The sequence below is a fragment of the Aeromonas sp. 5HA1 genome (genome assembly GCF_029237245.1).
Classification (GTDB): Bacteria; Pseudomonadota; Gammaproteobacteria; order Enterobacterales; family Aeromonadaceae; genus Aeromonas; species Aeromonas salmonicida.
Map to the genome: position 1 here is coordinate 89,434 of NZ_JAACFW010000012.1, position 12,977 is coordinate 102,410.

A 12,977-nucleotide genomic window follows, 5' to 3' on the forward strand; every position below is an offset into this window, starting at 1 on the left:
CTGCCCCCTGTCGGCTGACAGGGGGCAAAATGCTATTTATGCCTCCTTTTGCAGTGCCAGATCAGCCAGTCGACATGCACTCGTACCGGTACTTGTCATCAGTCCGAACAGCCGGTTCAGCACAACGCAAAGGGCATCGACCCAATCCCTGCTGTAGCGTTCGGCGCTATAGGTGATCACCAGCCGCAATCTGCGCTCCCCTTCCAGCACATCCTCCATGATCTCGAACTGCAACCCGAACATGGACTCCGTTTTGTCAGGATCAATCTGTCGGTAGCGGATCCCCTCACCGGCAGGGGTAGGCAAGCGCCCGTTCAAGGCATTATTGGCGTGAATCTGGACATAGACATCGAACAGGAGACCCTCTGCCGCCGTCATGCCAAGCCCTTGCTGGATCTGCTCCAGCGGGATGTCTGCGTAGGACATGGAGTCATTGATGGTATGCGTAACCGTCCTCAACAGACTGCCGAAAGACTCCTGCTCATCGAACTCGACCCTGTGCGCCACCATGGTGGTGAAGTAACCCACCGTATCAAAGAATGCCGGATCGGTACGCCCGGATGCCGAGGTCCCTATGACGATCTCGTTCAGGCCATCCAGCTTGTGCAGGGATACGGCAATCGCCGTGTACACCAGATTGAAGAGCGAAGAGTCATGGCCTCTGGCGAAGGCATACAAACTGTCGAGACTCCCCTGCTCGAGCTTGAGCTCCAGCCATTGCGCCGCGATAGAACCCTGGCCCTCGGACGGAGCACATAGCCGCTGCTTTCGCCGCTCGTCGGCAGCACCTTGCAACATCCGGGTCCAGTACGCCAGGTGCCGGGGGTTGATGCCCTGCTCTGCCTGCTGCCGTGCAAATCCGTGAAAATCGAGCGCTGGCGTGGCCCATACCGGCGCCTGATCTGCCGCACGGGCAATATAAGCGCTGGCGAGATCCTCCATCATGAGGTTGATGGACCACTCATCCACCACCATATGATGAACCAGGAATGAGAGGTGCTGACGGCCAGTCGCCACATCCCGAATGAAACGGATACGGATCGGCAGCTCACGGGAGAGATCGAACTGATAGGTCGCCTCATTGGCCAGGGAGACACCTCCGCTTTCAGCGCTGTGCCAGAACCACCGATATTGGCCCAAATGTTCAACGGGAATAATACGCTGGAATACCTGACCGTCTTGCACATGGAAAGTCGTTCGCAAACTGGGGTGGCGTTTTATCAGGTCTGTAAATGCCTGTAAAAAAAACGTTTCATCAACTTCATCAATAAAATCCAGCGCAAAGGGCAGATTGAAGATGGTGCCAAAATCATGGGCAGCATAGGCTCGCCACAATGACGCTTGTGCCAACGCGAGTGGCGCCTGCTGGCTGGTATTTTCAACAACACGTGAAGGTATTTGCTGAGGCGGGCTATTCAATATTGCCTTTTTAGCGAGGGCAGCCGCAGAAGGCGACTCAAAAAAATCATTGAAACGGCACTCAATACCATGACGATTCTGCAACTTGCCAATAATGCGCGTAGCCAGCAATGAGTGGCCGCCAAAATCAAAGAAGTCATCATTAAGCGTCATGTCAGGGCTGGATAAAGCAATACGAAACTCATCAAGTAAAATAAGCGCCAACTTGTCCCTTTCCGTGTGTTCCGTCTGGTTATTGGTAATTTCAGGTGCTAACACGCCTGAGTTTATCGATAGCTTTGTCATTTCCAGAGAAGGCAGATGCGGAGCAAGGGCGCCGTACTCATCACGCAATCTGGCCACCAGCGCGCTCAGACAACACGCCTCCCCCAGTATGGGATGAGACATCAATGCGAATATAACACCCTGTTCTACATGGATAATGAATGCCTTGAACGGCGGCTGGCTGGCAGAATCCCAGGGCGACTTATGAAGGGCGCCAAGGTTGTCATCGAGGTCCCCCGAAGACAACCGGATAAATTCCAGACAGGGATACCAGCCATCAACCCTGTATTTATAAAGGTCTCCTTCATCACTGAAGAGATAGCGGGAATTCAAATCCGGCAAGGCCGTTATTAATGACTGAATAGTCAGAGTGAGCAATGAAATATCGACCTTGTCATCCAGCCGCCAGACTTCCAGGTGCTTGATGACTTGCTCCGGATGCTGTTGTTGCAACAACCAGATATTTTCTTCATAAGTGCTCACAGGTATTTCGGGCAATACCTCGGAGTAACATAGTGGCAAGAGTGGCCTCCTTGCTGAATTGTGAATAATGACCATTGGGTTATGCCGGTTTTTCTGTCAAAAACCACTGAGATAGCTCCCCTGCTGTCAGAGTCAGTGAAGAGCATTGCTTGATATCTACGAACAGGATATCTTGTAAATGATTATCATATAGATTTTCATTATCAAAAAGAAAAACACTGTATTCGGGAGAAAAGAGCCGTGGAGAGGGATGCTTGCTCCTTGCAGGAACAGTGGCAGACGTTATATCGGGACAATCATGGATGGCTCTGTCGCCTGCTCCGCCGCAAGCTGGGAAATTCGTACGATGCAGCGGATTTGGCTCACGATATTTACCTCCACCTCATCAATAAGGGCCATATTCCCGCGGCCAGCGAATCGCGCCGTCATTTGATGCAAATAGCCAAAGGCAAACTGATCGATCTCTATCGCCGCCGCAGTCTGGAAGCCCGCTATCTCGAACGCCAAACCCAGCAACCTGCACTCAGGGAACCTTCCGAAGAGACCCGTGCACTGATGTGCGAAGCCCTGGGCGCTGTCGATATGGCGTTGCAGCGCAAGCCACCCAAGATCCGCCAGGCACTGCTGCTGTCGAGGCTCAATGGTATGGGCTACCAGGACATAGCAACCGAACTGCAGGTCTCGGTCTCTTCCGTTGAGAAGTACATAGCCCTTGGCCTGCAGACCTGTCACCAGTGCGAATCAGACGCGGGACGCTGAACTTTCTTCTGTCGTAAAAAGATTCATTTGAGGTTTTTATCCGCACGTTCGGAAAACCACAAGAGACGTGTCAGCCCAATGCAAACGAGACGGTGGGACATGGCCGCCATCACCCCACAGTGGAGAAGTATTCATGAAGGTAGACGACGAGTTCATCCTTGATTCCAAAGCCGCGGGTCCGATTGCCCGAGTCCTTTCACCCATTCGTGGCCGGCTGCTGGCTGCCGCCCTGCTCGCCGCCGTTGGTTCCATGCTGACACTGGTTCCCCTGGCGGGTATCACCCGGATTGCACAGCTGGTACTCGGCCAGGAGGGTGCTGGGTGGGAACTTGAAGAACTCTGGCTGATTGTCGGTGTCAGCCTGGCGAGTCTGTTTCTGGGCATGACGCTCATTTCCGCGGGCGATCTGGTCGCTCACCTCGCCGACAACCGCATCACTGGCTATCTGCGTCAGGCGCTGACCCGCCGCCTGGCCAGGGTGCCGCTGGGCTGGTTCACGGCCCGGGCATCGGGTGAAGTGAAACAGGCGATGCAAGATGACATAGGCACACTGCACAGCCTGACGGCCCACTTCTTCACGACCATGGGACGCAGCGCCGGTGCCGTTGCCATCTCGATTGCCTACCTGTTCTTCATGGACTGGCGCATGGCCATCATCTCGCTGCTGCCCTTTCCCCTCTTCTTCCTGTTCTCCGCCAGAGCGCACAGCGCCAGCGCCGCCAACATGCAGCAGTTCGGTGCCGGCATGGCGCGGATCAACAACGCCGTGGTCGAGTTTGTCAGCGGCATTCCGGTAGTGAAGGCATTCGGTGTTCAGGGCAAGCTCCACAACAGCTACCGCGAAGCCATCGATGCCTTTGCCGATGCCTTCAAGGCGTTTACCCGCCCTCTGGTCAGCGCCATGGCCAATGCCAACGCCATCATGGCGCCAGCCTCTGTGCTCGGTGTCGTGCTGGCCGGGGGCGTAGTGCTGGTCAGTGCCGGCTGGATAGCACCAGCCGATGTGCTGCCATTCGTGCTGGTGGCCCCAGGGCTTTGCGCCCCCCTGCTGCTATTGAGCTACCTCACCCATGACCTGAACAATGCGACCGGCGCTGCCCAGCGGGTGCATGCCTTGCTGCAGACTCCCGTGCTGGACACCACTGCTGCAACCGACTCCCAGCAGCCTGCAAACGGGGAGATCCGGGTCGAGCAACTGAGCTACGGCTATGACGATCAGGTACAGGTGCTGACCGACATCAACTTCACTCTGCAGCCTGGCACCGTCACTGCCATTGTCGGTGCATCCGGTTCGGGGAAATCCACGCTGGCACGCCTGCTGCTGCGCTTCTTCGATCCGGATGCTGGGAGGATCACCCTTGGCGGGGTCGATCTCAGACAAATGGACAGCGCCCGGCTCTATCGACACATCGGCTTTGTCTTGCAGGATGTGCGCCTCATTCACGCCAGTCTGCACGACAACATAGCGCTGGGTCGTCCGAACGCCACCCGGACAGAGGTTGAAGCCGTCGCACGGCTCGCCAATATCCACGATCGCATTCTGGCGCTGCCGCATGGATACGACTCAGTGGTCGGAGAGGATGCACAGCTCTCCGGTGGGGAACTGCAACGGGTGAGCATAGCCCGTGCCCTGCTGCTCGACCCGCCGGTGCTGGTGCTTGACGAAGCCACGGCGGCGGCCGATGCCGACAACGAGGTGAAGCTGCAACAGGCACTCTCGGCCTTTGCCCATGGCCGTACCCTGGTCGTCATCGCACACAGACTCGACACCGTCATGAACGCCGATCAAATCCTGGTGATCGACAACGGTACCCTCTGCGAACAGGGCAGGCACGACGAACTGCTGGCACTCAATGGCCGTTATGCCCGCTTGTGGGCCCAGGGCCGCTATGACAAGGCCATTCCCGCAGAGAAAAGACAATCCCCCGAGCATGAAGAGGCGGTCCCCCAATGCTGAAGACCTTTGTTCGTCTGCTGGACGATGACACTGCAATATTGCGTCGCTATGGCTGGCTGGCAGTGATCTACAGCCTCTGTTGCGGCCTCACCATAGTCACCCTGATCCCAGTGCTCAGGCACTTGTTGCTGGGAGAGGTGAACAGTGCAGCCAGCTGGCTGTTCGTCCAGCTGCTGGGGGTGGTGCTCTGCTGGTACCTCAGGCGCAAGGTGGAAAAGGCGGGGATAGCGGTCGGCATTGCCGTCCTCCAGACGGGTCGCCATCAGCTGGGCGAGCATGTCGGCAGCCTGCCCATCGGCTGGTTTACCCCTGCCAACACAGCCCGGCTCAATCACGCGGCATCACAGGGGATGATGGAAATCGCCCAGCTCCCGGCCCATGTTTTTACCCCGCTGCTGACCGGCTCCCTCATACCCCTGGTAGTGCTGGCGGCTCTGTTTGCCATCAACCTGACCCTGGGGCTGGTGGCGCTGGTCGCCCTGCCGCTCATGGTGGGGGTGTTCTGGTTCACTGGCCGCCTCAATCAAGCGGCTGACCTGAAGTTCCACCGCAATGCCGCCTCCACCAGCCAGCGCATGGTCGAGTTCGCGCAGGCACAATCCGTGCTGCGAGCCTTCAATGGCGAGCGCGGCGGTACCCGCTTCCTCGAGCAGGCCATCTCGCAGCAACAGCAATCCGCCAAAAAGCTTATCCAGCTCACTGCCCTCTCATCCGGACTCAATCTCTGGGCTGTGCAAGCCGGCTTTGCCGCCCTGCTGATCGCCGCGACCCTGTGGTTGCAGGGAAATGCAGGCGATGGCGTGGACAAAGAGGGGCTGATTGCTGGCCTGGTGGCTCTGGTGCTGATAAACCGTTTCATCGATCCCTTGCTCGATGTGGCCAGTTACAGCGATATCCTGCGCAGCGTCCGTGGACAGCTGGATGCCTTGCGAGACATCTTTGCGCAAGCTCCCCAGTCGGCCCCGCACTCACCACGCATCCCGACCGATGCCTCGGTCGAGCTGTGCAACGTCAGCTTCCGGTATGCCGCAAATCAATCCTCCGTGCTCAGTGACGTCAGCCTGAGAGTCGAACCGGGCAGCATGACGGCACTGGTCGGGGCATCCGGCTCGGGGAAAACCACCTTGCTGAGGCTGATCGCACGCTTTTTCGATGTCAGCCAGGGAGAAGTCAAGTTGGGTGGCGTGGATGTCAGGGAGATAACCGGCGACGCACTGGCCAACCAGATCAGCCAGATTTTCCAGGATGCCTACCTGTTCCAGGGCTCGATTGCCGACAACATCCGCATCGGCAAACCGAACGCCAGCGATGAAGAGGTGTTGATCGCGGCAAGGCAAGCCGGGGTGAGCGAGATTCTGGAGCGCCTGCCCCAGGGTCTGGCAACCCAGGTGGGTGAAGGGGGTGCCCGCCTCTCTGGCGGTGAGCGGCAACGTATCTCCATCGCCCGGGCCCTGATCAAGGATGCCCCCATACTGCTGATCGACGAGGCCACGGCAGCCCTGGATGCGGAGAACCAGGCCGCCATCGCCGAGGCGCTGGCGCGTCTGCGAGGGAAACGAACCCTGATTGTCATCGCCCACCAGCTGTCGACGGTCGAGATGGCAGACCAGATACTGGTACTGGAAGAGGGCAAGGTGCGCGAACAGGGCACCCATGCCGAACTCAGCCGCCAGTCCGGTCCCTATGCCCATTTCCTGGCACAACGGCAAGCCGCCAAGGGATGGCGCATCACCCGCGCAGTCCGTGACGAGGCCACCTCTTGAGACCAGCGGTACTGCCCACCCTCTTGATCCTGCTCAGTGGCCTCTCCCTGCTGGTCGGGGTCAAACAGATATCCCTGGCGGCGCTCTGGTCCTTCTCGGGCGACAGCTGGCTGACCCTTACCGCCAGCCGGTTGCCCCGACTGGCGGCACTCCTGCTCACCGGGGCCGGCTTGTCGGTGTCCGGGGTCATATTGCAGCAGATAGTGCAAAACAAGTTTGTGGAACCGGCCACCTCGGGTGGGCTGGATGCCGCCAAACTCGGCATTCTGATTGCACTGACCCAGCTCCCCTCAACCGGCACCACGGGGCGGATGCTGGTGGCGCTGGTGTTCTGCTTTCTGTCCAGCCTGCTGTTCATCGCCATCATACGGCGCATTCAGTTCAAGAATACTGTGCTGATCCCCGTGATTGGCCTCATGTATGGCAGCGTGCTCAGCGCCATCGCCGAGTTCTATGCCTATAGACACAACATACTGCAAAGCATACAGGGCTGGCTGCTGGGGGATTTCTCCAAGGTGGTCGAAGGCAATTACGAGATCATCTACCTGATCCTGCCCATTACCGTGCTCACCTACCTCTATGCCCATCGCTTCACAGTGCTGGGCATGGGGGAAGAGGCGGCCACCAGCCTGGGACTGCGTTATTCGGCAACGGCGGCATTGGGATTGGTGCTGGTGGCGGTCACGGTAGCCGCCACCGTCATCACAGTGGGGGCCATCCCCTTCGTCGGTCTGGTCATTCCCAATCTGGTGGCCATGCATTACGGTGAACACCTGAAGAAAACCCTGCCCATCGTCGCCATGAGCGGCGCCCTGCTGCTGCTGGCGTGCGACATTCTCGGCCGTCTGCTGATCTACCCCTTCGAGGTGCCGATAGGCTTGACCGCCGGCAGCGTGGGGGGCGTGCTGTTCCTGTCCATGATCCTGTGGAGACGCGCATGAAGCACCTGTTGATCCCTTATGGCATCTGGGCGCTGGTGATAGTGCTGGCCTTGTTGTTTCTGCTGGTGGGGTCGGATCTGGACTTCGACTATGTGATCCCCCAAAGGTTGATGCGTCTTGCCGCTATCGGGCTGGCGGGCATCTGTATCGCGCTATCGGCTGTGACGTTTCAGACACTGGCGGGCAACCGGCTCCTGACTCCCGCCATCATGGGCTACGAGGCTGTCTATCTGCTGCTGCAAGCCGTACTGGTACTGACGCTGGGCAGCCAGAGCCTGATCTTGCTGGACCGTCAGGAAAACGTGCTGCTGTCACTGCTGTTCATGCTGGGCTACTCCTGGATAGTCCATCGCTGGCTGTTCAGGGAGGGGCAGACCAACCTCTATCAGCTGCTGCTGGCGGGCCTGGTACTGACCATGGTGCTCGGCACCTTTACCCAGTTCATCCAGCTCAAGACCAGCCCGGGTGAGTTCTCCATCCTGCAGGGCTTCAGCTACGCCACCTTCAACCGGGTACAGCCCGGACAACTGCTGTTCGGCGCCGCCTTGATCACCCTGGTCGGCATCATGACCCGCCGACGGCTGGCAGTGCTGGATGTGCTCTCCCTGGGCCGTGACCAGGCAATCTCGCTGGGAGTGGATTACCGGCACACAGTGAGGCTGCAATTGGCCCTGATCGCCGTGCTGGTGGCCGTCTCCACCAGCCTGGTGGGCCCAACGGCCTTCATGGGGGTATTCGTGGCCAACATCACCTATGCGCTGGCACGCACCTTCCGCCACAGGGTCACCCTGCCGCTGGGCTGCGCCATTGCCATCGCCATTTTTATCGTCGCCCAGTTTCTGGTGGAGCAGCTGTTCAACTACCGCACCACGGTCAGCATCCTCATCAACCTGGTGTGCGGCACCTACTTTCTCGCCCTCATGGTCAAAACGAAAGGCACCCCATGATCACCCTGGAGCATGTTCACAAGACTTACGGTGACAAGCCTGTGCTGCGCGATGTCACCCTTGCCTTTCCCGCCGGCCAGGTCACCTCGCTGATCGGGCCCAATGGCGCAGGCAAGAGCACGCTGCTGATGTCGATTGCCCGGCTGCTCACCGTCAGCCGGGGCAGAATTCTGATGGACGGGATCAATATCGAGCAGATCCCCACCCGCGACTATGCCAGACGGGTCGCGACCCTGCGCCAGTCACCGGACGTCGGGCTGCGCCTGACCGTTGAGGAGCTGGTCTCTTTCGGGCGCTTCCCCTACAGCCTGGGAGCCCTCACCCGCCAGGACCGGCTGGCAATCGATGACGCCATTGATTTTCTGGCCCTTGAGCCGCTGCGCAAGGCCTATCTGGATGAGCTCAGCGGCGGCCAGCGACAGATGGCGTTTCTGGCCATGACCATTGCCCAGCAGACCGACTGCCTGTTGCTGGATGAACCCCTCAACAATCTGGACATGAAGCATGCGGTCAACATCATGCAGGCCATACGGCGCCTCTGTGATGAACAGGGCCGCACCGTCATTCTGGTGGTACACGACATCAACTTTGCCGCCAACTATTCCGACCACATAGTCGCGATGAAAGCAGGCGCCATCGCCCACAGCGGCCCGGTTAGCCAGGTGGTCACCCGTGCCTGTCTGCAAGACCTCTATGAACTGGACTTCGAGATACTGCCGAGTCAAAACGGCTTCGTCTGCAACTACTTCAACCCATCCCTGTCAGGAGAATCGCTATGAGGATGAACAAGGCACATGCAGTACACGGAATATTGCTGGTGGCGGCCGCTGGCCTGATGGGGTGTGATGACGCCGCATCAGGATCGGCGGCACAGACACCCTCGGCAAACGATCCCATGGTCACTGTCGAACACCAGCTGGGTACGACCCGGATAACCCACCGCCCGGAGCGGGTGGTGGCCTTCGACATGAGTGAACTGGATACCCTGGATCAGCTGGGCGCCCCCGTGGCGGGCATCGCCAAAGACTATGTTGCTCACTTCCTCAGCAAATACAAAGACGATCCCAACGTCATGGATGTGGGCACCACCATACAACCCAATCTGGAGCGACTGCACAAACTCAAGCCGGATCTCATCCTGATCTCCCCCCTGCAAGCCCAGAGTTATCAGGAGCTGAGCCGGATAGCGCCGACCCTGCACTACGACATCGACATGACCAATCACCAGGGGCATGTACTGGAAACCGCCAAGGCTCACCTGCTCACCCTCGGAAAGATACTGGGTAAAGAGGAGCTGGCACGCGAAAAGGTTCAGCAGATAGACGACAAGATAGCCCAGGTGCGTGAAGTGACCCGGAACCGACCGGAAAAGGCCTTGATAGTGCTGCACAATAACGGCGCCTTTACCTCCTTCGGCACACACTCACGGTATGGCTTCATCTTCGATACCCTTGGGGTTCAGCCGGCGGGGCCTGACAGGGAAACAGGCACCCATGGGCAGCCCATCTCCAACGAGTTCATCCAGCAGGCGGATCCGGACATCCTCTATGTGATCGACAGGACGGCCGTGATGGAGCGGCGGGCGGCACTCAATGCCCAGAGCCTGGATAACCCCCTGCTGCGCCAGACCAAGGCGTGGAAAAGTGGCAAGGTCATCTTTGTCGACCCGGAAACCTGGTATCTCTGCACAGCCAGCGTGACCTGTCTGACCCGCATTGCCGATGAAGTGATGACAGGCTACCGCAGCTGACAGGATCACGTTGTTTGCCCGGCTGTCGCGGCTGAATCACTGGCCGTTATGCTGCCGGGCCACAAAGATACAAATGATATTCATTTTTATTTGAGGGTTGTGAAGTCTCGTTCGGAAAACAGAAGGAGACAATCAATCACCTCCTCGAATAGAAAGGAATCCTGAATGTTAAAGCCCCATCGGTTGCATCCTGCAGCGCTCGCCCATCCCCCTCTGGCACAAACCGTTTCCCGCTTTTCCTTGAACAAGCTGGGCGTGGCCGCACGTCTGGCCATTCTGGCCGGTGTCAGTGGCACACTGCTGCTCGGCCTAGCCCCATCGGCGCAGGCACAATCCCCGGAGCAGTCGGTCACGACCACAAAAAGCCTCAATATCCCGGCTGGCTCTCTGGCCCAGGCGCTCAAGACCTTCTCGTCCGAGACAGGTATCAGCCTGGATCTCGATGATAAAACCCTGCAAGGGATGACCAGCCCAGGGCTGGCAGGCCAATACAGTCCCCCCCAGGGTCTGGCCCTCTTGTTGAGTGGTCACGATCTGGTGGCCGAGCCTGCGGGAGAGGGACGCTACAAGGTTCGCCGGCAAGCCGGGGTCAGTGCCGATGAGGTCATGGTGGTGCAAGGGCGTCAGACCTATGCCGGTGGCCAGGTGGCCTCTGACAGTCGGGTCGGATTGCTTGGCAACAAGCACTTCATGGATACCCCGTTCAACACCGTCAGCTACACAGAAGAGTACATAGAGAACGAGCAGGCACAGGATATCGGCTCCCTCGCCGGTGCCACCAATGCATCCATCTATGTGCCGAGCAAACGCAGCGTCTTCGAGACCTTCTACATGCGTGGCTTCAGCACCACGGCCAGTGACATGACCTTCAACGGTTTGATCGGCATGGCGCCCAACATGCGCAGTTCGACCGAGATGGCCGAGCGGGTCGACGTGCTCAAGGGCCCGTCCGTGCTGCTCAACGGCATGCCGCCAGACGGCAGCGTGGGGGGCAGCATCAACATAGTGCCCAAACGCGCCGGCAAGGATCCTCTGGCCAAGGTGACCGCCACCTATGAATCAGACGGGCTCGGCGGCGTGCATCTGGATCTGGGTCGCCGCTTTGGTGAAGAAAAACAGTGGGGGGTGCGCTTCAATGGCGTCTACCGCGATGGTGACACCCCGGTCAATGACCAGCAGCACAAGATGGAGCTGACTTCCATTGGCTTTGACTGGCGCAACGAGCGGGCCCGCGCCTCCCTCGATCTCTATCGGCAACATGAAGAGGTGGATGGGGTCAACTACTTCAGCATCTACTCCATCGCCAGCACTGTCACCCAACTGCCCACAGCCAAAAAAGGTGACTATTCACTGGCTCCGCCCTGGGCCTACACCATCAATGACACCAGAGCAGCCGTATTGCGGGGGGAGTACGACCTGACCGATTCGCTGACGGCCTTTGCCGCGTGGGGCCAGCGAGAAGGGGGATACAGAGCCCTGATCACCCGCAATACCCTGCTCAACAACGCGGGGGACATCAACGCCATGGCCATTCGCTCCGAACGGGACGGCACCCAACGCTCGGGCGAAGCCGGTCTGCGGGGCAACCTCGGCACGGGCCCTGTCGATCACGCCTGGTCACTGGCTGCCACGCACTACACCTCGGAGCTCAGCTTCAAGGATCGCATGTATCCCAACCACACAATCACCAACTATGACCACCTCGATTTTGGCTCGGCCCCCGATCAGAGCGGTTTTGGCGCAGTGACGTCCAGCAGCGACGCCAAGCTGGAAAGTGTCGCCCTGGTGGACACCCTCTCCTTCCTGGACGGGGACCTGCAGTGGACAGTCGGCGCCAGACACCAGATGGTGGAGAGCACCAACTATGGCGCCAGCGGCGCGCAGACCTCCCACTATGACGAGAGCCGGCTCTCGCCAGCCACCGCCATCCTGGTCAAGGTACGGGATGACCTCTCCCTCTACACCAACTACATAGAGGGACTGGGCCAGGGGGGCACGGCGCCCACCACGGCCAGCAATGCGGGTGAAATCATGAAGCCCTACCAGACCAAGCAGTATGAGGTCGGCGCCAAGCTGGATCTGGGTCAGTTCGCCCACACACTGAGCCTGTTCCAGATAGCCAAACCGAGCGCCTACACGGATCCGGTCAGCAATGTCTATGGGGTCTACGGTGAACAGCGCAACCGGGGGATTGAGTGGGATCTGTTTGGCGAACTGACTCCGGAACTGCGCCTGCTGGGGGGAGCCTCCTATACCCAGGCCGAACTGACCAAGGCCCTCAACAAGGCCAATGAAGGCAACCAGGCGACCGGGGTGCCCAAAGTGATGGCCAAGCTGGGGCTGGAATACGACCTCTCCGCCCTGCCCGGGCTCACGCTGACCGGCAATACCCAGTTTGTCGGCAAGCGCTATGTCACCGATGACAACCGCATGTCGCTCTCCCCCTACACCACCTTCGACCTAGGGGCCCGTTACACCACCAAGATTGCCACCAAGGAGGTGACGGTGCGAGCCTCGGTGCAAAACCTCACCAATCATGCCTACTGGCTCGGTTCCTGGAGCGGTGGCGACGGCAGCGGGTTGTCCGGCGGACTGGGTTCTCCACGTACCTTCCTTCTGTCCACCTCACTGGCATTCTGAGTTGGCTGTCTGCCTCGACACATGAGTCGGCGCCAGCCTTGAAACAAAGAGCCC

Annotated in this window: 9 protein-coding genes; 8 read left to right on the forward strand and 1 reads right to left on the reverse strand. The window is 59.0% G+C overall.

From position 1 onward, the window contains the following. Window positions 1-36 precede the first annotated feature (36 nt). Complete coding sequence (locus GWQ27_RS12580) at window positions 37-2,166, reverse strand: condensation domain-containing protein (RefSeq protein WP_275907502.1); 2,130 nt, start codon at window positions 2,164-2,166, stop codon at window positions 37-39. Window positions 2,167-2,406: 240 nt separating this feature from the next. On the opposite strand from GWQ27_RS12580, the gene GWQ27_RS12585 reads away from it, so the two are divergent. The 8 genes from GWQ27_RS12585 to GWQ27_RS12620 all read left to right on the forward strand — a co-directional run bounded on the left by GWQ27_RS12585 (window position 2,407) and on the right by GWQ27_RS12620 (window position 12,923). After that, a complete protein-coding gene (locus tag GWQ27_RS12585; RefSeq protein WP_275907503.1) occupies window positions 2,407-2,925 on the forward strand; it encodes a sigma-70 family RNA polymerase sigma factor in 519 nt (172 codons plus the stop codon). Between the two features lie 133 nt (window positions 2,926-3,058). After that, window positions 3,059-4,882: an ABC transporter ATP-binding protein gene (locus tag GWQ27_RS12590; protein ID WP_275907504.1), complete on the forward strand. Its 1,824-nt coding sequence runs from the start codon at window positions 3,059-3,061 to the stop codon at window positions 4,880-4,882. Further along, window positions 4,876-6,645, forward strand: coding sequence for an ABC transporter ATP-binding protein (locus GWQ27_RS12595; RefSeq protein WP_275907505.1), 1,770 nt, complete (start codon window positions 4,876-4,878; stop codon window positions 6,643-6,645). The genes GWQ27_RS12590 and GWQ27_RS12595 overlap by 7 nt, the downstream gene beginning before the upstream one ends. Next, window positions 6,642-7,586: an iron chelate uptake ABC transporter family permease subunit gene (locus GWQ27_RS12600; RefSeq protein ID WP_059112332.1), complete on the forward strand. Its 945-nt coding sequence runs from the start codon at window positions 6,642-6,644 to the stop codon at window positions 7,584-7,586. Before GWQ27_RS12595 ends, GWQ27_RS12600 begins: the two co-directional genes overlap by 4 nt. A gap of 11 nt (window positions 7,587-7,597) precedes the next feature. Further along, window positions 7,598-8,533: an iron chelate uptake ABC transporter family permease subunit gene (locus GWQ27_RS12605; protein ID WP_309266942.1), complete on the forward strand. Its 936-nt coding sequence runs from the start codon at window positions 7,598-7,600 to the stop codon at window positions 8,531-8,533. Next, entirely contained in the window at window positions 8,530-9,312 is a 783-nt protein-coding gene (locus tag GWQ27_RS12610; protein ID WP_275907506.1) for an ATP-binding cassette domain-containing protein, read from the forward strand. Before GWQ27_RS12605 ends, GWQ27_RS12610 begins: the two co-directional genes overlap by 4 nt. Next, window positions 9,309-10,283, forward strand: a complete 975-nt coding sequence (locus GWQ27_RS12615) for a siderophore ABC transporter substrate-binding protein (RefSeq protein ID WP_275907507.1) — start codon at window positions 9,309-9,311, stop codon at window positions 10,281-10,283. The genes GWQ27_RS12610 and GWQ27_RS12615 overlap by 4 nt, the downstream gene beginning before the upstream one ends. A 165-nt stretch (window positions 10,284-10,448) precedes the next feature. After that, window positions 10,449-12,923, forward strand: coding sequence for a TonB-dependent receptor (locus tag GWQ27_RS12620; RefSeq protein WP_275907508.1), 2,475 nt, complete (start codon window positions 10,449-10,451; stop codon window positions 12,921-12,923). Window positions 12,924-12,977 lie beyond the last annotated feature (54 nt).